This window comes from Paraburkholderia sp. JHI869, assembly GCF_038900775.1.
Classification (GTDB): Bacteria; Pseudomonadota; Gammaproteobacteria; order Burkholderiales; family Burkholderiaceae; genus Paraburkholderia.
The window spans coordinates 46,376-67,997 of the sequence record NZ_JAYMSC010000004.1 but is presented as its reverse complement, the minus strand read 5'-3'; the positions used below and the strand labels follow the sequence as shown (position 1 = coordinate 67,997).

Annotated in this window: 21 protein-coding genes and 1 other RNA gene; 9 read left to right on the top strand and 13 right to left on the bottom strand. The window is 67.7% G+C overall.

Annotation, left to right across the window (positions count from 1 at the left end; genetic code table 11):
* Window positions 1-57 precede the first annotated feature (57 nt).
* The 4 genes from ssrS to VSR72_RS09320 all read right to left on the bottom strand — a co-directional run bounded on the left by ssrS (window position 58) and on the right by VSR72_RS09320 (window position 1,409).
* A non-coding RNA gene (gene ssrS / locus VSR72_RS09335) (6S RNA) lies at window positions 58-239 on the bottom strand.
* Window positions 240-353: 114 nt separating this feature from the next.
* Window positions 354-668 (bottom strand): cell division protein ZapA, encoded by a 315-nt coding sequence (locus tag VSR72_RS09330; RefSeq protein WP_342952098.1) that lies wholly within the window; start codon window positions 666-668, stop codon window positions 354-356.
* Window positions 665-1,018 carry a hypothetical protein gene (locus VSR72_RS09325; RefSeq protein WP_028207759.1) on the bottom strand — a complete coding sequence of 118 codons (354 nt, stop codon included), beginning with the start codon at window positions 1,016-1,018 and terminating at the stop codon, window positions 665-667. The genes VSR72_RS09330 and VSR72_RS09325 overlap by 4 nt, the downstream gene beginning before the upstream one ends.
* Window positions 1,019-1,238: 220 nt before the next feature.
* Complete coding sequence (locus VSR72_RS09320) at window positions 1,239-1,409, bottom strand: hypothetical protein (RefSeq protein ID WP_342952097.1); 171 nt, start codon at window positions 1,407-1,409, stop codon at window positions 1,239-1,241.
* Between VSR72_RS09320 and VSR72_RS09315 the strand changes: the two genes are divergently transcribed.
* From VSR72_RS09315 to cobC, 5 genes are read left to right on the top strand one after another with little or no spacing between them, the layout of a single operon-like run.
* A complete protein-coding gene (locus VSR72_RS09315) occupies window positions 1,408-2,475 on the top strand; it encodes an iron ABC transporter permease (protein WP_342952096.1) in 1,068 nt (355 codons plus the stop codon). The genes VSR72_RS09320 and VSR72_RS09315 overlap by 2 nt on opposite strands.
* On the top strand, window positions 2,472-3,305 hold the full coding sequence (locus tag VSR72_RS09310) for an ABC transporter ATP-binding protein (RefSeq protein ID WP_342952095.1): 834 nt from the start codon (window positions 2,472-2,474) through the stop codon (window positions 3,303-3,305). The genes VSR72_RS09315 and VSR72_RS09310 overlap by 4 nt, the downstream gene beginning before the upstream one ends.
* Before the next feature lie 41 nt (window positions 3,306-3,346).
* Window positions 3,347-4,411 carry a nicotinate-nucleotide--dimethylbenzimidazole phosphoribosyltransferase gene (gene cobT / locus VSR72_RS09305; protein WP_342952094.1) on the top strand — a complete coding sequence of 355 codons (1,065 nt, stop codon included), beginning with the start codon at window positions 3,347-3,349 and terminating at the stop codon, window positions 4,409-4,411.
* 10 nt (window positions 4,412-4,421) lie between these two features.
* Entirely contained in the window at window positions 4,422-5,198 is a 777-nt protein-coding gene (locus tag VSR72_RS09300; RefSeq protein ID WP_342952093.1) for an adenosylcobinamide-GDP ribazoletransferase, read from the top strand.
* A complete protein-coding gene (gene cobC / locus VSR72_RS09295; RefSeq protein ID WP_342952092.1) occupies window positions 5,183-5,770 on the top strand; it encodes an alpha-ribazole phosphatase in 588 nt (195 codons plus the stop codon). The genes VSR72_RS09300 and cobC overlap by 16 nt, the downstream gene beginning before the upstream one ends.
* 21 nt (window positions 5,771-5,791) lie before the next feature.
* Here cobC and VSR72_RS09290 read toward each other — a convergent pair whose 3' ends face one another.
* The 4 genes from VSR72_RS09290 to cobU are packed head-to-tail and all read right to left on the bottom strand — an operon-like array spanning window position 5,792 to window position 9,207.
* On the bottom strand, window positions 5,792-6,700 hold the full coding sequence (locus VSR72_RS09290) for a cobalamin-binding protein (RefSeq protein WP_342952091.1): 909 nt from the start codon (window positions 6,698-6,700) through the stop codon (window positions 5,792-5,794).
* The gene (gene cobD / locus VSR72_RS09285; protein ID WP_342952090.1) at window positions 6,700-7,725 is read right to left on the bottom strand and encodes a threonine-phosphate decarboxylase CobD; all 1,026 of its coding nucleotides are present in this window, start codon (window positions 7,723-7,725) and stop codon (window positions 6,700-6,702) included. The genes VSR72_RS09290 and cobD overlap by 1 nt, the downstream gene beginning before the upstream one ends.
* On the bottom strand, window positions 7,718-8,656 hold the full coding sequence (gene cbiB, locus VSR72_RS09280) for an adenosylcobinamide-phosphate synthase CbiB (protein WP_342952089.1): 939 nt from the start codon (window positions 8,654-8,656) through the stop codon (window positions 7,718-7,720). The genes cobD and cbiB overlap by 8 nt, the downstream gene beginning before the upstream one ends.
* Window positions 8,653-9,207, bottom strand: a complete 555-nt coding sequence (gene cobU, locus VSR72_RS09275; RefSeq protein ID WP_342952423.1) for a bifunctional adenosylcobinamide kinase/adenosylcobinamide-phosphate guanylyltransferase — start codon at window positions 9,205-9,207, stop codon at window positions 8,653-8,655. The genes cbiB and cobU overlap by 4 nt, the downstream gene beginning before the upstream one ends.
* 150 nt (window positions 9,208-9,357) lie before the next feature.
* On the opposite strand from cobU, the gene VSR72_RS09270 reads away from it, so the two are divergent.
* On the top strand, window positions 9,358-10,881 hold the full coding sequence (locus VSR72_RS09270) for a cobyric acid synthase (protein WP_342952088.1): 1,524 nt from the start codon (window positions 9,358-9,360) through the stop codon (window positions 10,879-10,881).
* 39 nt (window positions 10,882-10,920) lie between these two features.
* On the opposite strand, the gene VSR72_RS09265 is transcribed toward VSR72_RS09270, so the two are convergent.
* Complete coding sequence (locus VSR72_RS09265) at window positions 10,921-11,340, bottom strand: PaaI family thioesterase (RefSeq protein WP_342952087.1); 420 nt, start codon at window positions 11,338-11,340, stop codon at window positions 10,921-10,923.
* Between the two features lie 207 nt (window positions 11,341-11,547).
* On the opposite strand from VSR72_RS09265, the gene VSR72_RS09260 reads away from it, so the two are divergent.
* The gene (locus VSR72_RS09260; protein WP_342952086.1) at window positions 11,548-12,174 is read left to right on the top strand and encodes a ParA family protein; all 627 of its coding nucleotides are present in this window, start codon (window positions 11,548-11,550) and stop codon (window positions 12,172-12,174) included.
* Between the two features lie 76 nt (window positions 12,175-12,250).
* Here VSR72_RS09260 and panD read toward each other — a convergent pair whose 3' ends face one another.
* From panD to VSR72_RS09240, 4 genes are all read right to left on the bottom strand, one after another.
* Entirely contained in the window at window positions 12,251-12,637 is a 387-nt protein-coding gene (gene panD / locus VSR72_RS09255; protein ID WP_028207747.1) for an aspartate 1-decarboxylase, read from the bottom strand.
* 99 nt (window positions 12,638-12,736) lie between these two features.
* On the bottom strand, window positions 12,737-13,579 hold the full coding sequence (gene panC, locus VSR72_RS09250) for a pantoate--beta-alanine ligase (protein WP_342952085.1): 843 nt from the start codon (window positions 13,577-13,579) through the stop codon (window positions 12,737-12,739).
* Window positions 13,580-13,875: 296 nt separating this feature from the next.
* Window positions 13,876-14,790, bottom strand: a complete 915-nt coding sequence (locus VSR72_RS09245; RefSeq protein WP_342952084.1) for a ScpA family protein — start codon at window positions 14,788-14,790, stop codon at window positions 13,876-13,878.
* Window positions 14,790-14,975, bottom strand: coding sequence for a DUF3460 family protein (locus VSR72_RS09240; RefSeq protein WP_069265440.1), 186 nt, complete (start codon window positions 14,973-14,975; stop codon window positions 14,790-14,792). Before VSR72_RS09240 ends, VSR72_RS09245 begins: the two co-directional genes overlap by 1 nt.
* A 434-nt stretch (window positions 14,976-15,409) precedes the next feature.
* On the opposite strand from VSR72_RS09240, the gene VSR72_RS09235 reads away from it, so the two are divergent.
* Together VSR72_RS09235 and VSR72_RS09230 are read left to right on the top strand one after the other, a co-directional pair.
* Window positions 15,410-17,095, top strand: a complete 1,686-nt coding sequence (locus VSR72_RS09235) for an autotransporter assembly complex family protein (RefSeq protein WP_342952422.1) — start codon at window positions 15,410-15,412, stop codon at window positions 17,093-17,095.
* Window positions 17,096-17,156: 61 nt separating this feature from the next.
* A complete protein-coding gene (locus VSR72_RS09230; protein ID WP_342952083.1) occupies window positions 17,157-21,614 on the top strand; it encodes a translocation/assembly module TamB domain-containing protein in 4,458 nt (1,485 codons plus the stop codon).
* The last annotated feature ends 8 nt before the right edge of the window (window positions 21,615-21,622 follow it).

The window sequence follows — 21,622 nt, the reverse complement described above, 5'->3', positions numbered from 1 at the left end:
CGAATACGGGCCGCACAATGGAAAACGGCATCGGACTGTGGTCCGATGCCGTTTGAATAGGTCCCCGCCATAGCCGCTAGGCCGGCATCCTGAACCGAGGGTTCAGAATTGGTCGCAGTTAGCAGCACTTTGGGTACATCAGACTGTGTGACGCGCACGCCCGTGCTACAAATTTCCGCAACCGTGCACATGGCATTGGTTCAAGGAATATATGACCTTGGCGAACCAGGCAGGGAAGCTGACTAAACTGGTCGGCAGCGTGTGTTTAGCAACGCGCGTTTCTAAACAATTCACCGCTACCTATGAACAACATCATACCGCACGTTGATGCCTGAAGCTGCGAAATACAGCGCTTATTGCACGCCATACTGGTGAATCACAGCGCCAAGTTGTTCGTTCATTTGGCGCATTGTACGACGGATTTCTTCGGCTGGGAATGCTTCTCCGTGTCGCACGCTGGTTTGCAGGCGCAGCAGTTCCGAAGCGAGCGAGAGCGCCGCCATGACGGCGATGCGATCGGTGCCGCGCACGTTGCTGTGATTGCGGATCTTCGACATTTCGGCGTCCACGCGCGCCACGGCTTCGAGCAGCGCCTGTTCCGTTTCCGGCGAACATACGAGGCGATAGGCCTGCCCGAGTATCGTCGCTTCGATCTGCTTGGTGGTCATGCATTTTCTCCGTGGCGGGCCGCGTTGCTGTCGTCGTCGTTGCTCTGCGACGGTTCGAGCAGATCGAGCTGATTGTCGCGCTCGTTACCTGCGCGTGCGCGTGGCAGCTTTTCGAGGATCGCGTTCAGACGCACCTGCGCATCGTCGATCTTGGCCGAGAGTGCATCGCGCTCTGCTTGCAGCGCGGCGCGCTCCTCGCGGACCTGTTCGAGTTCAGTGCGCGTTTCGTCGCATTGCGCACGCAGCTGCGCGAGTTGCTCTTCGAGTGCGAGGCGTGCTTCGTGTTGGCGCTGATTAATCTCGATCAGCCGCCCGATGTTTTGTGAGAGTGTTTCGAGTTCGTTGAGCATGTGCTGCGTCCTCTAAAGACAGGCATTCTAGCGCGGATTAACGCGTATTTTGATAATTGTGTCGTTTCCAGACGTAACAACCCGGCTTCTTACCCGAATCAGGCCCGAATCCCTCGCTACGTGTGCTGCATAGGCCCAGCGGGAACGTAAATTGCCAAGGCCGCGCGCGCAGCGCGTCGTTTCGATCGTGGTCCGCGCGTTATAACATCACGAATTCAGGTCATTTTGCCAGTGCTTTTGCGATCGGCTTTTGCCATGCCGTTTCTGCCTCGCACCATGCAGACTCTTTAGTGACAAAAAGACTGCGTGCTGTCATGGCTTCAGATATCCCTGCTGTCTTTCTGTGTGAGCTTGATTGAAATCCGCCGCCGAGTTCCCCGATGCGTTCCATGAGCCGCGATGAGTCCCATGCCGTGCCGCCGTTGCGCGCGCTGCCGCGCCGCTCGATGAGCGCGCGCCGCGCGTGCGTGATCTGGGGCGCGCTCGCCGCGGCGGCGCTCGTGGTGTTCGTTGCATCGCTCGCAACCGGCAGCGTGAGTGTGACGTTTGCGCAGGCGCTGGCGGCGCTCGCTCCCGCACATAACATGCACGGCGTCCCCGACATGGCAATCGAAATCGTGCGCACGCTGCGCTTACCGCGCGCATTGGCGGGTTTTGCCTGTGGCGCGTTGCTCGCGCTGGCGGGCGCGCTGTTGCAGGTGCTGCTGCGCAATCCGCTTGCGGAGCCCTACGTGCTAGGTGTTTCGGGCGGCGCCGCCGCGTTCGCACTGGTGGCGATGATCGCGGGCGTGGCGTGGTGGGGCGTGCAGGCAAGCGCATGTGCGGGTGCGTTTGTTTCGATCCTGCTCGTGCTCGGCCTCGCGCGCCGCGAGTTGTGGCGCGGCGAACCTCAGGACAGCTCGCCACGGCTGCTGTTGACGGGCGCGGTGACGGCGGCGGGCTGGGGCGCATTGATCACGTTGCTGCTCACGCTCGCGCCCGACACGCGCCTGCGCGGCATGCTGTTCTGGCTCACGGGCGACCTCAATGGCGCGGGCATGCCATGGCCTGCGCTCGTGACACTTGGCGTGGTCCTTGCGTGCATCGTGCCCGCCGCGCCGATGCTCAACGTGCTGCTGCGCGGCGACGCCGCTGCGCAGGCGCTTGGCGTGCCGGTGCTGCGTGTGCGTGTGGGCATTTATCTTGCCGCGTCGCTCGCGGCGGCCGCGGCCGTGACGACGGGCGGCACCATTGGCTTCGTCGGGCTCGTCGTGCCCCACATGCTGCGCCTCGCGTTCGGCAACGATCAGCGCATGCTCGTACCCGCTGCCGCGCTCGCTGGCGGCGTGGCCGTGATGGGCGCGGACCTCATTGCACGTACGGTCGCGGCGCCCGCGCAGTTGCCGGTGGGCGTTGTCACTGCGCTCGCAGGTGTGCCCGTTTTCCTGTGGATGCTTCTTGCGAGGCGTGCGCGATGAGTGATGCGCGTACACCACTTCTCGCTGCCCACGCGCTCACGTTGCGAGTAGGCGCACGTACGCTCGTCGAATCGCTCACGCAAAGGTTTGCCGCTGGCGAAATCTGGTGTGTAGCCGGCGCGAATGGCGCGGGCAAGACCACGCTGATCGGCGCGCTCGCGGGACTGCGCGAGCCCGCGGCGGGACGCGTGGAAGTGGAGGGCATCGCGCTCGCACAGTGGCCGCCGGTGCGTCTCGCACAGCGCCGCGCGCTGATGCCCCAGGACCAGCGCGACGCATTCAGCGCGAGCGTGATCGACACCGTGCTGCTCAATCGCTATCCGCATCTTTCGGGCTGGGGCTGGGAAGGCGACGCCGATCGCGCCGCCTCGCACGCCGCGCTCGCCACGCTTGGCCTCGAAGCATTCGCCGTGCGCGATGTGCTTTCGCTCTCGGGCGGTGAGCGCCAGCGTGTCGCGCTTGCGGCTGCGCTGTGCCAGGATGCGCCGCTGCTGCTGCTCGACGAGCCGCTCGCGCATCTCGACTTGCATCATCAGATTGCGTGCCTTGAAGCGCTTTCGCGCTGGGTGCGCAGTGATGCGCGTACGCTGCTGTTTTCCTGCCACGACCTCAATCTTGCGCGGCGTTTTGCAACGCACGCGCTACTACTCGATGGCCGAGGCGGCTTTCACGCGGGACCCGTGCGCGAGGTGCTCACGCCGGAGAGGGCGAGCGCCGCATTCGGTCATCCGCTCGTGCTGATACGCGAGGGCGAGCACGAAGCACTCGTGCCTGCGCTCGGTTTGACATCTTCCAGATCGCATTCGGCGGGATCGAACGGCGCGCACTAGTGCGCCGCTCGCGCCCGCATCACTTCGAAACGAAATACACCATGACGTCATCGCTCACTGAACTCCTCGCCGTCGAACCGCTCGACCTCTCGTTGCGCGACGAACTGCAACGCCTCATCGACACCAAGACCAAGCCGCCCGGCAGTCTTGGCCGCCTCGAAACGCTGGCGCGCCAGCTCGGCATGATCCAGGGCACGACGCGCCCGAGCGTCGAACGTCCTGTGATGATCGTGTTCGCGGGCGACCACGGCATTGCCGCCGAAGGCGTGAGCCCGTACCCGCAGGCCGTGACCGCGCAGATGGTCGCGAACTTCGTCGCCGGGGGCGCGGCCATCAACGCGTTCAGCGACGTGGCGGGACTTACGCTCGAAGTCGTCAACGCGGGAGTGGCCACACCGCTGCCGCCGTCGCCCACGCTCGTCGACGTGCCCATCGCGCGAGGTACGCGCAACTTCGCGCACGAGCGCGCCATGACCCGCGACGAAGCCCTCGCCGCGCTCGCGGCGGGCGCTGAGCGCGTGCGTCATCACGCGGCGCTCGGCACGAACGTGATCGGCTTTGGCGAAATGGGCATTGCGAACACGTCGTCGGCCGCGTGCCTGATGAGCCGGCTGTGCGGCGTACCGATCGACGAATGCGTCGGGCGCGGCACGGGCCTCGACAATGCGGGCCTCGCGAAAAAGCGCAACGTGCTGGCGGCGGCGCTTGCGCATCATGCCGACGCGCGCGAGCCGCTCGACGTGCTCGCCGCGTTCGGCGGCTTCGAGATCGCGATGATGGCGGGCGCGTACCTCGAAGCGGCGCGCTCGCGCATGGCAATTCTCGTGGACGGCTTCATCGCGACCTCGGCGCTGCTCGTGGCCGACTCGCTCGCGCCGAGCGTGCGCGACTACTGCGTGTTTGCGCACGCATCGAACGAAGCGGGGCACCGCCGCATGCTCGATCACTTCGGCGCGCGCGAACTGCTCGCGCTCGATCTGCGTCTGGGCGAGGGCACGGGCGCGGCGCTCGCTGTGCCGCTGCTGCGCGCGGCGGTGGCGTTCCTGAACGAAATGGCGAGCTTCGAGTCGGCCGGCGTCGACAATCGCAACGATCGCCACGCCTGAGCGCCGCACGATGAATCCGCTTGCGGAACTGCGTTATTTTTTCACGGCGCTGGGCTATTTCACGCGCGTGCCGGTGCCGCGCTGGGTGGGCTTCGAGCCTGCGTGGCTCAATGCGGCGGCGCGCTACTTTCCGCTCGTCGGCGCGTTGATCGGGGCGCTTGGGGCGCTCGTGTATCTCGCCGCGTTGCGCGTGTTTCCGCCGAGCGTGGCCGTCTTGCTTTCGATGGCTGTCACGCTCCTCGCGACGGGCGCCTTCCACGAGGATGGACTCGCCGATTGCCTCGACGCATTCGGCGGCGGCTACACCCGTGAGGACGTGCTGCGCATCATGCACGATTCGCGCATCGGCGCATTCGGTGCGATTGGTCTTGTGGTGGCGCTCGCGCTCAAGTGGCAGACGCTCGCAGCGCTGCCGCCCGCGCGCGCCGCCATGTTGATGATCGCCGGCCACGCCGCGAGCCGCGCGTGCGCGATCAGCTATCTCGTCTCGCTCGAATATGTGCGTCCCGAGGGCAAGGCCAAGCCCGTGGCGCAGCGCATGAGCGTGCCCGCGTGGTTGTGCGCGTGCGTGTTCGGCCTGCCGTGGCTTTTCTGGCCGATGTGGTCCGGCGCGCCCGACTGGCGCGCGGGCGTCGCGACGCTCGTCGTGCTCGCCGTATTGCGCTATGTGCTGGGGCGTTACTTCGTGCGCCGCATCGGCGGCTATACGGGCGATTGTCTGGGCTTCGCGCAGCAGGTGTTCGAGATCGCCATCTACCTCGTGGGGCTTGCATGGATCTCGTTCTGATCCGCCATCCCGCCGTGGCCGTGGATGCGGGCGTGTGCTACGGCGCAAGCGACGTGCGGCTCGCGGGCGACGCGGCGCAGGAAGCGGCGTTGCTTGCCACACGGCTCGCGTCGCTCGGCGTGCGCGAACCGCAACGGATTGAAACGAGCCCGCTCACGCGCTGCGCGAGCGTTGCGGTGGCGCTTGCCACCGAGCGCGGCCACACGCCTCGAGCAGAATCACGGCTCGCCGAGATGGATTTCGGCGCGTGGGAAATGCAGCGCTGGGACGCGATTGAACGCGCGCAGATCGACGCATGGGCCGCGAATTTCGAGCACGCGCGCGAGCATGGCGGCGAGAGCGTTGCGCAGTTCGATGCGCGCGTGAGCGGGTGGTTCGACACGCTAAACGCGCCCGAGAAGTCCACCGTTTGGGCCGTCACGCATGCGGGCGTGATTCGCACGGTCACGGCGCGCGCGCTCGGCATGCCGCTCGCGCGTTGCGTGCGCTGGCCGCTGGAGATGGGCGCGATTGTCTGCCTGCGTTACGACGTCTATAACGCGCAGTGGCTGCTCGCGCGCTGGAACGCCTGATCAATCGATTCGGATATCGAATCAATTTGTCGCGGCATTGCGCGAGCGGGCGAGATTGAGATCCTTGCACAGTTGCGCCGCGCCCTGGGCGATGCGCGGCGCGGGGCGCGTGAGCAGATCGCCGTCGATGGCGAAGAGATTGCCGCGCGCAACCGCGGTGAGCGCGGGCCAGGCGCGCCAGCGCTCGAGGCTCGGCAGCGGGCGGTCCGGCGAAGTCGCGCCTTGCGAAGCGGTGACGATCGCATCGGGATTGGCGGCGAGCACGGCTTCCGTGGAAACCGTCGGCACGAGCGGATCGAGCGCCGCGAACACGTTGCGGCCTCCGCACAGCGTGATCACGTCGCTGATCATGTGCGAGCCGTTGATGGTCATCAGCGGCTGATCCCAGACTTCATAGAAGACGCTCACGGGCGCGCGCTGCGCATAGTGTGCGCGCAGTTGCGCGATGTCGTGCCGGTAAGTGTTCGCCGCAGCCTGCGCCTCAGATTCGGTGCCGAGCAGCACGCCGAGGCGCGTGAGCGAGGTCGCGACATCGTCGAGCTTGTGCGGCTCGCTGAAAAAGAGCGGGATGTGCAGTGCGCGCAGACGGTCGAGCTGTTGCTGCGCGTTGCCATGACGCCAGACCACGATGAGATCGGGCTTGAGCGCGGCGATGCGTTCGAGGTCCAGCGCGCGGTTGTCGCCCACGCGCGGCACTTTCTGGGCTTCGGGCGGATAGTCGCTGTAGGCCACGGCGCCGACCAGTTTCGCACCGCCGCCCGCGGCATAGAGCAGCTCGGTCACGTGAGGCGCGAGGCTCACGACGCGCCGCGCGGGCGCGGGGAGGGTGACGGCGTTACCGGCGTCGTCGATGGCGGTGACGGTCGCGTTAGCGGCGCACGGGCTGAGCGCCGCGACGACAAACGCTAACGCCAGGATCGACGCGCGCATCAACCGATCGCCCGCATGGATTGATCGAGCGCGTTTTCAAAGCGCTGCCATTCGTCTTCGCAGGCGGGCAGGCCGAAGCGCAGGCTGGCCGGCGCGTCGAAGCGGCGCGTCCACACCGCGTGGCGCGCGAGCGCGTCCTGCAGCGCTGCCGCGCGCGGGTCCGTGATCCACGCGAAAAGCGGCGTGGCGTGCGGCGCGAAGCCGTGAGCGCGCAACAGCGCGACGAGGCGCGCGCTTTCGGCGGCGAGGCGAGCGCGCATTTCGCTTTGCCATGCGCTGTCTTCGAACGCATGGGTGACGGCGTGGCGCGCCGGCCCGCTCACGGTCCACGCGCCCAGATGCGCGCGCAACGCGCCTAACAGGGTAGGTGCGGCAAGCACGAAACCGCAACGCGCGCCCGCGAGCCCGAAGAACTTGCCCGGGGAGCGCAGCACGACGAGTCCTTCGCGGCTGGTTGCGTGCGCAAGCGTTTCGGATCGCTCGTGGCCGAACGCATCGGCGAAAGCTTCGTCGACGATCAGCGTGCCGCCGCGCGCCGCGAGTTGCGCATGCCATTGCAGCAGGCGGGCAGCAGTAAGATGCGTGGCCGTCGGATTGTTGGGGTTCACGACGACCGCATGCGTGACGGCATCGGGCAGCGCGTCGTGCGTGACGTCGAGCGGCACGATTTCGTGGCCTGCGCGCGCGAACGCCGGCGCGTACTCGCCGTAGGTGAGCGGCGCGATCGCTACGCGTGCTGACGCAAGCAGGGCGGGCAGCGCGCGGATCGCGGCCTGGCTGCCCGCTACGGGCAAAACGTGGCGTGCGTCGGGCGCGCCGTAGTAGCGCGCGGCGCACGCGGCGAAGCCGTCGCCATCGTCGGGCAGGCGCCGCCATGCCGTGGGCGGTACGGGCGGCACCGGATAGCCATGCGGGTTGATGCCCGTCGAGAGATCGACCCAAGCGTCCCAGGCGATGCCGTAACGCTCGGCGGCTTCGTGCAGATTGCCGCCGTGGGCGACGAGAGCGGTCGGATGCTCAGACATGGGTCGCCGCGCTCACGAAGGCCAGTGCGAGCATCGCCGCGAGCCACAAAATGGTGGTGCGCTCGACGAGCCGCAAAGCTGCATCCACGTGCTGCGCGCGCGGCGGCGAGCCCGCGCCGAGCGCCGGGCGCTCCTCCAGCGTGCCGTGATAGACGGCCGCTCCGCCCAGAAGAACGTTCAGGCTGCCCGCGCCTGCGGCCATCACCGGACCCGCGTTCGGGCTCTCCCAGCGATGTGCCTGCTCGCGCCAGCAGCGCAGCGCCATGCGCGTGTCGCCGAGCAGCGCGTAGCTCGCGGCGGTAAGGCGCGCGGGAATCCAGTTGAGCACATCGTCGATGCGCGCGGCCGCCCAGCCAAAGCGCAGGAAGCGCGGTGTGCGGTAGCCCCACATCGCGTCGAGCGTGTTGGCGAGACGAAACGCGAGGGCGCCAGGACCGCCCGCGATCGCGAACCAGAACAACGCGCCGAAGATCGCGTCGTTGCCGTTTTCGAGCGCCGATTCCACGGCGGCGCGCGAGAGCGCGGTGGCGTCTGCGCCAGCCGTGTCGCGCGAGACGATGCGGCCGGTCAGCTCGCGCGCCGTTGCGAGATCGCGCCGCGCCAACGCGGCGCCGATCGGCGCGATGTGCTCGGTCAGACTGCGCGCACCGAGCGCGAACCAAAGCAGCGCGACATGCAACGCCCACGTGAGCGGCCACGGCAAGAGCGCGCACAGCAACGCGGTGACGATGACAGGCGGCGCGACAGCGGCGAGCCATGCGAGCAGGCCGAGCGGACGGCCGCGGCGGCCCGTGTTCATGCGCGCTTCGATATGGCTCGCGTAGCGGCCGAAGGCGACGAGCGGATGCGCGCGCCGCGGCTCGCCGAGCCAGCGGTCCACGGCGACGCCGGCCACGGCGAGCGCGGCGGTAACGGGGAGCGTGAGCATCATGAGGTCTCGCGCGGCGCCTTGAGCACCAGAGGCAGGCCCGCCGCGACGAGCGTGGCGCGGTCGGCGAGCGCCGCGATGCGTTGATTGAGGCGGCCGAGCTCGTCGACGTAAAGGCGCGTGGCCGCGCCCATCGGCACGACGCCCATGCCGATCTCGTTGCTTACCACGAGCACCGTGCCTTGCGCGCGCTCGCAGGCGGCGGCGAAGGCGTCGAGGCGCTCGCGCCAGTCGGGCAGCGGCGAGTCGGAATCGGCAGGGCAAAGCAGGTTCGCGAGCCACAGCGTGAGGCAGTCGATCAGAACGCACTGGCCGTGCGCCGCTGCTGCGTCGAGTGCGCCCGCGAGATCGAGCGGTGCCTCGGCAAGTGCCCAGTGCGTGGGCCGCCGCGCGCGATGGTGCGCGATGCGTTCGGCGAACTCGGTGTCGAGCGTCACGCGCGCGGTGGCTATGTAAGTGACCGGCAGGCCGCTCCCGGCGGCGAGGCGTTCGGCGTGCGCGCTCTTGCCCGAGCGTGCGCCGCCGACGATGAAGGTGAGATCGCGCGAATTCATCGCGTGATTGTAACGGCTGCGGTTAGGCATGCCGTTGTCCGTTCGGCCAACGTTGAGGACGCGTCCGGCATGGCGTGGCGGGGCGATGGGATAATGCGCGTTCGCCTTTTCGTGACTATCACGCCCACTTCAGGCCCATTCATCCGCTTCATGACCGCCACGCTACCCGCCGTGCCCCCCGTACCGACCGGCACGCTGATGATCCAGGGCACGACCTCCGACGCCGGCAAGAGCACGCTCGTCGCCGGGCTGTGCCGCCTCGCGCGCCGCGCGGGCGCGCGCGTCGCGCCGTTCAAGCCGCAGAACATGGCGCTCAACAGCGCCGTGACGGTGGATGGCGGCGAAATCGGCCGCGCCCAGGCGCTGCAAGCCGTCGCCGCGGGCATCGAGGCGCACACCGACCTCAATCCGGTGCTGCTCAAGCCCAATAGCGATCTTGGCTCGCAGGTCATCATCCACGGCAAGGCGCGCATGAACCTCAACGCGCGCGCGTACCAGGACTACAAGCCGCTCGCGCGCGAGGCCGTGCTGGAGTCTTATGCGCGTCTGCGCGCGCGCTACGACACGGTGTTCGTGGAAGGCGCGGGCAGTCCCGCCGAAGTCAACCTGCGCGCCAACGACATCGCCAATATGGGCTTCGCGGAGGCGGTTGACTGCCCGGTCGTGCTCGTGGCCGATATCGACCGTGGCGGCGTGTTCGCGCATCTGATCGGCACGCTGGCTTGTCTTTCGCAGAGCGAGCGCGCGCGCGTGAAAGGCTTCGTGATCAACCGCTTTCGCGGCGACCGCACGTTGCTGGAACCCGGCCTCGCCTGGCTCGAGGAGCAGACGGGCAAGCCGGTGCTCGGCGTCGTGCCGTATCTGCACGGCCTCACGCTCGACGCCGAGGACATGCTGCCGGGCGCGGCCCACAGCGGCGCGCAGGCCGAGGGCGAGACGCTGCGCGTCGTCGTGCCGGCGCTGCCGCACATCAGCAACCACACCGACTTCGACGCGCTGCGCGCCCATCCGCAAGTCGACTTCACGTATGTGCGCACGGGCGAAGCGCCGCCCGCCGCCGACCTCGTGATCCTGCCGGGCTCGAAAAACGTGCGCGACGACCTTGCGTGGCTGCGCGCCCAGGGCTGGGAGACGGCGCTCGCGCGGCATCTGCGATATGGCGGGCGCGTGATCGGCATTTGCGGCGGCATGCAGATGCTCGGGCGCTCGATTGCCGATCCGCATGGCGTGGAGGGCGAGCCGGGCGCGCTCGAGGGCTTCGGCTGGCTCGACTACGAGACCGTGCTCACGCGCGAGAAGACACTGAAGAACGTGACGGGCGCGCTCGCGCTGGAAGGCACGGACGCGGGCCCGGCGCGCGTGGCGGGCTACGAGATTCACATGGGTGAGACGCGCGGGCGGGCACTCGATTTGCCCGCGCTGTGGCTTGCTGCGGGAGAAGAGGGGGCGACGCGCCCGGATGGCGCTCGCTCGGCAGACGGCCAGATTCTCGCGACCTATGTGCACGGCCTGTTCGACACGCCCGAGGCGTGTGCGGCGCTCCTGCACTGGGCCGGGCTCGCGCAGGCGCGTGCGGTGGACTATCCGGCGCTGCGAGAGGCATCGCTGGAGCGGCTGGCAGATACGCTCGCGGCGAGCCTCGATCTGGAGAAGGTGTTCGGCGCGATCTGCTAGCGCGCGATCCAATGCGCGGCTGAGAGCCGCGCCCGCTGCTCAGTAAAGCACCATCTGCGTGCAGCGGAACAGGGCGATGGTCTTGCCGTCAGGGCCGCTTACGGTGGCGTCCCAGACCTGGGTGCTGCGCCCGAGGTGCACGCCCGTCGCCACAGCCGAGATCGTGCCTTCGCGCGCGGTGCCCAGATGATTGCTCTTGATCTCGATGGTCGTGAAGTTTTTCGCGTTCGGGGGCAGGTGGGCGAGGCAGGCGTAGCCGCAGGCCGTGTCCGCGAGGCCGATTACCGTGGCGGCGTGCAGGAAGCCGTTGGGAGCGAGCAGGTCGCTGCGCACGTCGAGTTCGGCGCGCAGCAGGCCTTGCTCGAGCGCGATCGGGCGAAAGCCCAGCAAATCGGGCAGGCGGCCACGCTGGCGTTCGAGCAGGGATGCGATCGTGACGTCGTCGCGTAGGGTGCTCATGGTCGGTCAGTCTCCTTGGTTTGATATGAACAATGCGGGTGCGCGCACGTGAGGGACTTCGGCGGCGCGCAATTTGCCGATAATATCGGACGGTTGATTCGGGGCGCAGGCTCGTCCGCAAGTCGCCTCGCAAGGTATCGAACAACGTTACGCAAAAATCACGGCAATCCGGCTGGCCATGCGCCAGCCATCCTGACGGGAGCATTCATGACGGTAATCGTGGTGGCGAATCCCAAGGGCGGCGTGGGAAAGAGCACGCTGTCCACCAATCTGGCCGGCTATTTCGCCGCACAAGGCGAGTGGGTGGCGCTTGCGGACCTCGACCGGCAGCAGTCCTCGCACGCCTGGCTCGATCTGCGGGCCGCGACGCTGCCGCCCATCGAAAGCTGGCAGGTCGATCTGGACAACCCGGCGAAGCCGCCCAAGGGGCTCGAGCACGCCGTCATCGACACGCCCGCGGGCCTGCACGGCAACCGGCTCGGGGCGATCATCGAACTGGCGGACAAGGTGATCGTGCCGCTGCAGCCCTCGATGTTCGACATCCTCGCCACCCAGGACTTCCTGAACCGCCTCGCCAAGGAGAAGGCCGTGCGCAAGGGCGCGATCAAGGTGGGCGTGGTGGGGATGCGGGTGGATGCGCGCACGCGCTCGGCCGAGCAGCTGCAGCGCTTCGTGGAGGGGCTGGAGCTGCCGGTGCTGGGCTATCTGCGCGACACCCAGAACTACGTGCAGCTCGCCGCACACGGCCTCACGCTGTGGGACGTCGCGAAGAGCCGGGTCGAGAAGGACCTCGACCAGTGGCAGTCGATTATCGGCTGGGTGGACGGCAAATAAGCGGCAAATAAGCGGCAAATAAGCGAACAGGTACGGCGGCGCGGGCCCGATGTGCCGCGCCGGCCAGACTCCCGTTTTAGCTCCAGCTTTGCGTCGGTACGTGGTCGCGGCTGCCCTTGATGCGGTTGTTCTCGTCCACGAACACGAGGTCCGGCTTCCAGCCGGCCTTGAGCTCTTCCTCTTCCACGTTCGCGAAGGCCGCGATGATCACAAGGTCGCCCAGTTGCGCGCGGCGCGCGGCCGAGCCGTTCAGCGAAATCATGCCGCTGCCGCGCTCGCCCTTGATCGCGTAGGTCGTGAAACGCTCGCCGTTGTTGATGTTCCAGATGTCGATGCGCTCGTTTTCGACGATGTTCGCCGCTTCGAGCAGGTTTTCGTCGATGGCGCACGAGCCTTCGTAGTGCAGCTCGCAGTGCGTGACCGCGACGCGGTGGATCTTCGACTTGAGCATATGGCGTTGCATGGAGGGTCTCCTCAGGCGGGCGGGCGCGCGGCCCGCCGCGGGTAAGCGGAATCTGGCGAAATCTGCGCAAAGCGGGGCGGCGTGGCCGTCCCGCGGGCCTCAGATCTCGAGGTTGTCGATCAGGCGCGTGGCGCCGATCCTGGCGGCGGCCAGCACGACGAGCGGCGACTCTGCGTCACCGGCCACGCCAGGAGCTGGCGGCAGCAGGTTCGAGCGCTTGCGGATCGCAATGTAGTCGGGCTTCCAGCCGCGCGCGGCGAGCGTCGCCATGGCGTCGAGCTCGAGCTGCTGGAAGTCGCGGCGGCCCGACAGCACCGACTCGCGGATCGCGCGCAGCACGCCCGCCAGTTGCGGCGCCTCGGCGCGCTCGGCTTCGGTCAGGTAGCGGTTGCGCGAACTGAGCGCGAGGCCGTCGGCGTCGCGCACCGTTTCGGCGGCGATCACCTCGGTGGGCAGCGCGAACTGGTTGCACATCGCGCGCACGATCATGAGCTGCTGGTAGTCCTTCTTGCCGAATACGGCCACCCGCGGCTGCACGCAGGACATCAGCTTCATGACGACCGTGCACACGCCCTCGAAGAAGCCGGGGCGGAATTCGCCTTCCAGAATGTCGCCCAGGTCGTGCGGCGGGCGTACGCGGTATTCCTGCGGCTGCGGATACATGTCGCGCTCGGTGGGCGCGAACAGCACGTAGACGTTTTCCTTCTGCAGCTTCTCGATGTCGTCCTGGAGCGTGCGCGGATACTTGTCGAAGTCTTCGTTCGGGCCGAACTGCAGCCGGTTGACGAAGATGCTCGCCACGACCGGGTCGCCGTGCTGGCGCGCGAGGCGCATCAGCGAGAGATGGCCTTCGTGCAGGTTGCCCATGGTCGGCACGAACGCGGTGCGGTTTTGGCCGCGCAACTGGTCGCGCAATTCCTGAATCGAGCTAATGACTTTCATGATCGGGTGCTTTATGCCTCGCGCGGGGCAAGACTTGGGTTGCACGGCCGCAAGCGCGAGACCCGGACGATGGGCCGCGAGCGGACGTCGCGCGCCCGGTCCGCGCAGGTGGCGCGGCAAGTGTTTCGTGTGCCCCATAGATGGGACGAGACCGGGCAGGCGCGGGCGATTGTAGTGGATTTGTGAATGCCGCGCACCCGCCTCGGGTAGGGGGTTGTCCTGGCGTTCCTTTGAGCGGCCCGGTGGAACTCCCTGTGCGATGCCGTCCTCGAGGTGGCCCTATTTATCGCCGGGAATCAGGCCGGCAGATACGCGAGCCGCACGTAAATCGGCGCAAACGGTTCGGGCTGGGTGATCTCGATGAGCGATTCGCGCGACAACTCCAGCATGGCGATGAAGTTCACGACCACGACGGGCACGCCGCGCGTGGTGTCGAACAGCTCGGAGAACTCCATGAAGCGCTCGCCCTGGAGCCGGCGCAGGATGATGCTCATGTGCTCGCGCACCGAAAGCTCCTCGCGCGAGATCTTGTGATGCTGGACGAGCTTCGCGCGCTTGATGACGTCGGCCCACGCGGCGCGCAGGTCGTTGCTGTCCACGTCGGGAAAGCGCGGCGTGATGCTCTGCTCGATATACACCTCGGCGCGCAGGAAGTCGCGGCCGAGTTGCGGCAACTGGTCGAGGCGCTGGGCGGCGAGCTTCATCTGCTCGTATTCGAGCAGGCGGCGCACGAGTTCGGCGCGGGGGTCTTCGGCTTCCTCGCCGGTGTCGGCCTTCTTGACCGGCAGCAGCATGCGCGACTTGATCTCGATGAGCATGGCCGCCATCAGCAGATATTCGGCCGCGAGTTCGAGGTTGGTCTTGCGCAGCTGCTCGACATAGCCGAGGTACTGGTTCGTGACCTCCGCCATCGGGATGTCGAGGACGTTGAAGTTCTGCTTGCGGATGAGGTACAGCAGCAGGTCGAGCGGACCTTCGAAGGTCTCGAGGAAAACCTCGAGCGCGTCCGGCGGGATATAGAGGTCCTGCGGGAGCTTGAAGAGCGGCTCGCCGTAAAGGCGTGCGAACGCGACGCCGTCGACCGTGTCGGGCGTCGAGTCGGTCGCGGGTGTGGTCAGCGCCTCACCGGGTGTTTGCCCGGCAGCGTGGCCCGCGTGACTGGCCGCGTGCTCGCCTGCTGGCGGCGCGCCGGCCCCGTCGGCCTCGGCCATCAGAAGTTCTGGTAGTAGACGTAGGACGTTTGCTTCACGCGCGAAGCCTGCTGGCGCTCGCGTTCGTCGAGGTCGATCGGCTGCTTGTCCCACAGGAGCGCGCGGCCCTTGCGTTGCTGTTCTTCGAGCTGCGGCTTTTGCTGCTTGAGCTGGTTGATGAACTGCGTGATGTCCGACTGATACATGGCTGACGTCCGTCCAGTAAGGCGGGGCGCCTGATTGCACCGCGCCGCTAATTCTGTCGGCGGCAATTTTACCGCAAGCCAGGGCCGCGGAACATCCGCGCCGACTTTCGTGCTGCATGGCCTGTGCCGTGGTCTTCCCGCCCCTTTGCGCCTCCTCCTGGGGTTTTGACGCGCCGATGTGGTGAAATAACGCGTTTGTGCCCGTTGCCGCCCCCCGTGCCCTGCGCGCGAGCGGCGCAACCGGCGCCAACCAGTTCCACGACGGCCGGAGGTGGCGTTTGGCAGGATGGGTGATCGAAGCATTGCGCGCACGGCGGCGCCCCTCGCGGGCGGCGCGGCCACGGCTCGCCGCGTGCCTGGTCGTCTGTCTCGCCGAGTTCTGCGCCATGGCGACGCCCGCTCGGGCCGACATCCTGACTACCCTCCTGCCGTGGATGCGCCCGCGCACCTACTACGACGTCGACATCCAGGCCACTCCGCGCGATCTGCGCAAGCTCCTCGAGGCGCACCTCGACATTGCGCGCTTCGCCACGCGCGCCGACGTGAACGAGGACCAGTTCGAGTTCCTCGTGACCGCGACGCCGCAGCAGGTGCGAGACCTCGCCTCGACCGCGGGCTATTTCACGCCGGTCGTGCGCACCGATGTGCGCACGATCGACGGCAGGCGGCACGTGCGGGTGAGCGTCGACTCGGGGCCGCGCACGACGATTTCGTCGGTGAAGCTCGTCTTTCGCGGCCCCGTCCTCACGGAAGACCCGGCGCAGGAGAACACCGCGCGCTTCGCGTTCTCGCTGCACGACGGCGACGCCTTTTCGCAGTCCGGCTGGGACGACGCCAAGAACGCGTCGCTCAAGGCGCTGCAGGCGCGCCGCTACCTCGGCGCCAAGATCGCGTACTCGGAAGCGCGAATCGATCCGCTCAGGCACGACGCGCAACTTTCCGTAACGTTCGACAGCGGGCCGACCTTCACGCTGGGCAAGCTCGATGTTTCAGGCCCGCGGCGCTATCCGGGCTACATCATCGACAACGTGAATCCGCTCTCGCCGGGCGAGATCTACGACCTGAACCGCGTGGCCGAACTGCAGCGCCAGGTGCAGAACACGCCGTACTACGCGAGCGTGGCGATCGACGTGGACGCGAACACGCAAAAGCCGCTCGATACGCCCGTGCACGTGAAGGTGAGCGAGTTCCCGTACAACAACTTCCGCGGCGGCGTGGGTTATTCGACCGATACCGGCGCGCACGTCCAGGGCTCGTACACGTATCTGAATACGTTCGGGGCGGCATGGCCGTTCCAGGTGCAGGGGCGACTCGACCAGATCCAGAAGTTCGGCCAGGTCCAGCTTTCGATGCCGCCGGGTCCGCGCGCCTGGACCAACAGCCTCGTTGCGTCCTACACGACCACCGACGTCTCGGACACGAACATCTATAGCGCGCGCGTTGGCGTGCAGCGCACGCGCACCTCGCAGAACATCGACTACGCCTACGCGCTGATGTTCTACGACGACCGGCTCACGCAGAACGTGGGGCCGTCCTCGCGAGCCTGGGCGCTCGTGCCGACCTGGGGCTGGACGCGCCGCAACGTCGACGACCCGCTCTTTCCGCGCTCGGGCAACATCATTCGCATGGAGGCGGGCTTCGCGGTCAAGAACATAGGCACCGAGCAAAGCTTCTTGCGCGCCTACATGCGTGGCCAGCAATACCTGCCGATCGGCCGCAGCGACATCATGGTGTTTCGCGCGGAACTGGGCGGCGTGTTCACGAGCGGCCCGTCGAGCGGCATCCCCGCGTCGCTCTTGTTCCGCGCGGGCGGGTCGAACTCGGTGCGCGGCTACTCGTTCCAGAGCATCGGTAACGACCAGTCGGGCTCGATCCTGCCGACCAAGTATCTCGTCACCGGGTCAGCCGAGTACCAGCACTGGTTCAGCCACGACTGGGGCGGCGCGGCGTTCTTCGACGTCGGCACCGCCACCGACACCTGGGGCGAAAAGGAGTTCGATCCGGGCGCAGGTATCGGCGCGCGCTGGCGCAGCCCCGTCGGGCCGGTCAACCTCGATCTCGCCTATGGCTTCCGCACTCACAGCGTGAAGCCTTATCTGACACTCGGGATCGCCTTCTGATGATGACGCGCTCGCTGCCCCGAATCGCCACGACCGCTGCGCCGCACGGCGAGGTGGTCGTATGAGCGCGCGTCGTTTCGCTGCTTTGGCGTGGCTGCCCGCCGCGTTTGCGATTCCGCCGGGCGAGGCTGGCAGCGGCCCGGACGAAGAAGCGCGCGGTGAATCCGGACGCAATGGCGGTGACGCCGGTGCGCCGCCGCCGCGACGTGGGCCGAGGCTCTGGAAGGCGCTTGCGTGGGCGATCGTCATGCCGGTGCTGCTTGTCGGGCTCGTCGCCGGCTTGCTCTATGGCGTGCTGACCACCGAGCGCGGCACGGCCTACGCCTGGCGCGTGGCGGTCAAGCTGCTCGACGGCAAGCTCGCGGGGAGGCTCGAAGGCGGCACGCTCGCGAGCGGCGTGCGTTTTTCCAACGTGAGCTGGCGCGGCACGGACGGCACCACGCTCAAGGTCGACCGCATTGGCGGCCAATGGGAGTTGCACGGCTTCGGCCAGAAACCCTGGCGCTTCGTGGTGGACTATCTGCATGTCGGCGATGCAGAGATGCGCATCGTGCCGTCGCACGAGCCTTCTTCGCCCATGAAGCTGCCTGAGAACCTGCAGTTGCCGCTTGGGCTCGAGATTCGCGACCTGCAGGTGGACAAGCTCACGCTGCACGAAGGCACCTCGACCAACGAGTTCTCGCAGTTCCAGTTCCACGGGCGCAGCGACGGCCGCCATCACGAGGCCGCCATCGAGCGTCTGGACACACCCTTCGGCGCGGTGAGCGCCGAGGCGAAGCTCGATGGCGTGCGGCCGTTTGCGCTCACGGGCGACCTGGGCTACTCCGGCAAGGTGAACGGCGAGGAGGTGCAGGTGAGTGCGAATCTCGCCGGCTCGCTCGAAGCGCTCACGGCCGACATCGAGGCGAGCGGCATGAAGCTCACCGGCCGCGCGCATGTGGAGGCCACGCCGTTCGCCTCCGTGCCCTTGCAGCGCGCCACGCTCGCGTTCGATCACGTCAATCCGCAGGCGTTCGCGCCGGGCGCGCCGTTCGCAGACCTCGCGGTGCGTGCGCAGTTGCAGCCCGTGCCGGGCGGTGCGGCGGGCGTGCCGGCAGCGCTCGCGGCGGTGGCTTCGGGGGCTGCGGCCGCGTCGGCAGTGACGCCGGCTTCCGTGCCGATGTTGGCATCGGCGCCTGCGGGGGGCGCGAAGCCCGATGCCGCGGCTGCCTCCGCTGCATCGGCCACGGCCGCCGCGGCCCGCGCGCGCAGCAACGCGGCGGGCTTCACGGTGGCGGGCGCGGTCTCGATCGTGAACGCGAAGCCTGGCGCCATCGACGAAAAGCTGTTGCCGCTCATCGACGCCCACGCCGACGTCGTGCTCGATGCGAAGATGCAGCGCATTCAGAAGCTCGCCGTACGTCTCGTGAAGAACGCGACGATCACCGGCGGCGGCACGATCAGCGGGCGCGACGGACGCTTCGATCTGAGGGTGGCCGGGCTCGACCTCAACGCGATCCAGTCGAGCGTGCGCGCGACGCAATTCGCGGGGCCGGTCGGCGTGCGGCTGAACGGCGACGTGCAGAGCGTCACGCTCGATCTCGCCGATCCGCGCGCGGCGCTGCGCGTGCAGGGCAAGGTCACGCAGGACCCCGCGCGCCTGTCGCTCAGCGACGTGCGGCTGACTTCGGGTGCGGGCCGTATCGACCTGTCGGGGGCGCTCAAGCACGACGCCAGTTCGACGTATCAACTCAAGGCGGTGCTGACCAACTTCGACCCGCTGACGCTCACGTCGCAGATCCCGGCGCGCACGGCCCCGAAGGCGCCAGGCCCGGCTGCGCGGCCGCGGCCTGCGCCCGCGGCCCAGCCCGCCGCCGACGCGCTCAATCCGAGACGCAATCTCGCGCTCAATCCGGCGCTGAATCCGTCGCTCAATGCCGCGGAATCGGGCGAGCAGGCAGCCGAGCAAAAGCGCGTGGAGATCGCGAAGCAGACCGAGCAGGGCGGGGCGGGCCACCCCGAGGCAAAGCCGAGACCCGCGGCGCGTCCCGCCGGACGGCGCATCGAAGCGCGCGTGAACGGAACCCTCAACGCGAGCGGCACGCTTGCGCCCACCTTCACGACGAAGGCCGAGTTCAAGCTCGGCCCGAGCGTGTACGACGACTTGCCGCTCACGGGCGAGGGCCTCATCCAGCTGGCGGGCTCGCGCATTCTGCCAAGCCGCGCGAACCTCTCGATCGCGGGCAATACCGTCGATCTGCAAGGCAGCTTCGGCGCGCGTGGCGACCGTCTGCGCTTTCGCGTGGATGCGCCGCAGCTTGACCGCCTGGGCTTCGGCATTGCGGGCCAGCTCGCGGCCAACGGCGACGTGACCGGCACCTTCGCGCATCCCGACGTTTCGCTCGACTACAAGGCCGAGCACGTGGTGTTCGGCGAGAACCGCGTCGGCCATGCCGAGGGCCGGGCGCTCGCGCGTGACGGCGCGAACGGCGCCCTTGCCTTCAGCACCGACGCGAGCGACATCGCCGTGGCGGGCGTCGATATCACGACGCTCACCGCGCACCTCGACGGCACGCGCGCGAAGCACACGCTCAGCGCGAGCGCGAAGGGCAAGGTGCAGGGCCAGCCGATCGACTTCGTGGTGGCGGCGAACGGCGGCCTCCAGGACACGCGCGAAGGCACGCGCTGGAACGGCACGCTCACGCAGCTCGAGAACCGCGGCGTGCCCGGCGTGAAGCTGCAATCGCCGATGACGGTGAGCGCGGGCCCCGGCAAGGTCACGCTGGGCGCGACGCGTCTGGTGGGCGAAGGCGCGTCGCTCGACCTGAAATCGTTTGATCTCGACCACGGCCGCATCCGCTCGGCGGGCACGCTCACCAACGTGTCGCTCGCGCGCATCATGCAGATCCGGGCGCAGTTCACGGGCGTGCCGTCCACGCTCAGGACCGATCTGGTCTTCGACGGCGACTGGGACTTCTCCGTCGGCCAGACGGCCACTGGCTACGCGCAGATCAAGCGCCGCTCGGGCGACGTCACGACCGAGGTCGGCCGCGGTTTCGCCTCGCTCGGCGTGGCCGACCTCAACGCGCGCGCGGCCTTCAGCGGCGGCAACCGCCTCGCGCTCACGGTGCAGGCGAAGGCGAGCCGCGTGGGCACGCTCGACATCGACGCCTACACGACGCTCGCGCCGCGCGACGGCATCCTCACCGTCGCGGACGAAGCGCCGATCGGCGGCACCATCAAGGCGAACGTGCCCTCGCTCAGAAACACGGGCGGCATGCTGGGCCCGACGTATCTGCTCGATGGTCATCTCGCGTTGCAGCTCGCGCTCGGCGGCACCGTCGCGAAGCCGAATCTCACGGGCTCGCTGATCGGCGACGGGCTTTCGGCCACCGTGGTCGATCAGGGCCTGGAGCTCAAGGACGGCGTGATCCGCATCGCGCTCTCGCAGAACCTCGTCGACTTCCAGCAAGTGGAGTTCCACGGCGCGACGAGCGGCACGCTGCGCGCGACGGGCCGCGTGCGTCTGGACAACGCCGAACCCGATCTCACGGCGAGCATCGTTGCCGACAAGCTCGAGCTGTTCGCTTCGCCCGACCGCAAGCTCTCGCTTTCCGGCAGCGCGAGCATCGCCAACGGCGGGCATCTGGGCGGCATGCAGATCGACGGCAAGTTCATTGTCGATCACGCGCTGTTCGACATGCCCCAGTTGCCCGCACCCTCGCTCGGCGACGACGTCGTGATCGTGCGCCCCGACGGCACGACGGTCGGCGGCAGGCCGCCCATCGAAGAAACGGCCTCGACCAAGCCCGCCCCGCGCTTTGCTCCGCGCGCCAACGTCGACATCGATCTCGGCCGCGACTTCCGTTTCCGCGGGCAGGGCGCGGATCTGGGCCTCGCTGGCATGATTTCGGTCAACAGCGCGCCGGACGTGCCGCTGCGCGCGGTCGGCAACGTGCGCGTGACCGAAGGCTCCACGTACACGGCGTTCGGCACCAAGCTCAACATCGAAAACGGCTTCTTCACGTTCAACGGGCCGGTAGGCAATCCGGGCATCAACATTCTCGCCATGCGGCGCAACCAGCAGGTCGAAGCCGGTGTGCAGGTCACCGGCACCGTGCAGACGCCGGCGGTGCGCCTCGTTTCCGAGCCCAACGTGCCCGATAACGAAAAGCTCTCATGGCTGCTGTTCGGGCACGGCACCGACCAGGGCAACAACCTCGGCCAGCAGAACGCGATGACGACGGCGCTCGCCTTGCTCGGCAGCGCGCAAGGCAAGCGCATTGCGCAGAGCATCGGTCTCGACGAATTTTCGATCGGACGCAGCGAGGTAGGGCTGACCGACACCGAGGTCGTGATGATCGCGAAGGTCATCAACCAACGTCTCGTAATTGGTTATGAGCAGGGCCTGCAGTCGGCGTCGAACGCGGTGAAGGCCACGATCAACCTCACGCGTTTCTGGTCGCTGGTTGTGTACGGCGGCACGTTCAATGGCGCCGATATTCTTTATACGCGAAGGTTTGATCGGTTTCGCAAGTAGGAAGGCTT

What these genes read in the sequence shown, in the direction of transcription:
- VSR72_RS09330 (WP_342952098.1), bottom strand. Translation starts at nt 668, where the DNA reads ATGACCACCAAGCAGATCGAAGCGACGATACTCGGGCAGGCCTATCGC.
- VSR72_RS09325 (WP_028207759.1), bottom strand. Translation starts at nt 1,018, where the DNA reads ATGCTCAACGAACTCGAAACACTCTCACAAAACATCGGGCGGCTGATC.
- VSR72_RS09315 (WP_342952096.1), top strand. Translation starts at nt 1,408, where the DNA reads ATGAGCCGCGATGAGTCCCATGCCGTGCCGCCGTTGCGCGCGCTGCCG.
- VSR72_RS09320 (WP_342952097.1), bottom strand. Translation starts at nt 1,409, where the DNA reads ATGGAACGCATCGGGGAACTCGGCGGCGGATTTCAATCAAGCTCACAC.
- VSR72_RS09310 (WP_342952095.1), top strand. Translation starts at nt 2,472, where the DNA reads ATGAGTGATGCGCGTACACCACTTCTCGCTGCCCACGCGCTCACGTTG.
- cobT (WP_342952094.1), top strand. Translation starts at nt 3,347, where the DNA reads ATGACGTCATCGCTCACTGAACTCCTCGCCGTCGAACCGCTCGACCTC.
- VSR72_RS09300 (WP_342952093.1), top strand. Translation starts at nt 4,422, where the DNA reads ATGAATCCGCTTGCGGAACTGCGTTATTTTTTCACGGCGCTGGGCTAT.
- cobC (WP_342952092.1), top strand. Translation starts at nt 5,183, where the DNA reads ATGGATCTCGTTCTGATCCGCCATCCCGCCGTGGCCGTGGATGCGGGC.
- VSR72_RS09290 (WP_342952091.1), bottom strand. Translation starts at nt 6,700, where the DNA reads ATGCGCGCGTCGATCCTGGCGTTAGCGTTTGTCGTCGCGGCGCTCAGC.
- cobD (WP_342952090.1), bottom strand. Translation starts at nt 7,725, where the DNA reads ATGTCTGAGCATCCGACCGCTCTCGTCGCCCACGGCGGCAATCTGCAC.
- cbiB (WP_342952089.1), bottom strand. Translation starts at nt 8,656, where the DNA reads ATGATGCTCACGCTCCCCGTTACCGCCGCGCTCGCCGTGGCCGGCGTC.
- cobU (WP_342952423.1), bottom strand. Translation starts at nt 9,207, where the DNA reads ATGAATTCGCGCGATCTCACCTTCATCGTCGGCGGCGCACGCTCGGGC.
- VSR72_RS09270 (WP_342952088.1), top strand. Translation starts at nt 9,358, where the DNA reads ATGACCGCCACGCTACCCGCCGTGCCCCCCGTACCGACCGGCACGCTG.
- VSR72_RS09265 (WP_342952087.1), bottom strand. Translation starts at nt 11,340, where the DNA reads ATGAGCACCCTACGCGACGACGTCACGATCGCATCCCTGCTCGAACGC.
- VSR72_RS09260 (WP_342952086.1), top strand. Translation starts at nt 11,548, where the DNA reads ATGACGGTAATCGTGGTGGCGAATCCCAAGGGCGGCGTGGGAAAGAGC.
- panD (WP_028207747.1), bottom strand. Translation starts at nt 12,637, where the DNA reads ATGCAACGCCATATGCTCAAGTCGAAGATCCACCGCGTCGCGGTCACG.
- panC (WP_342952085.1), bottom strand. Translation starts at nt 13,579, where the DNA reads ATGAAAGTCATTAGCTCGATTCAGGAATTGCGCGACCAGTTGCGCGGC.
- VSR72_RS09245 (WP_342952084.1), bottom strand. Translation starts at nt 14,790, where the DNA reads ATGGCCGAGGCCGACGGGGCCGGCGCGCCGCCAGCAGGCGAGCACGCG.
- VSR72_RS09240 (WP_069265440.1), bottom strand. Translation starts at nt 14,975, where the DNA reads ATGTATCAGTCGGACATCACGCAGTTCATCAACCAGCTCAAGCAGCAA.
- VSR72_RS09235 (WP_342952422.1), top strand. Translation starts at nt 15,410, where the DNA reads ATGCGCCCGCGCACCTACTACGACGTCGACATCCAGGCCACTCCGCGC.
- VSR72_RS09230 (WP_342952083.1), top strand. Translation starts at nt 17,157, where the DNA reads ATGAGCGCGCGTCGTTTCGCTGCTTTGGCGTGGCTGCCCGCCGCGTTT.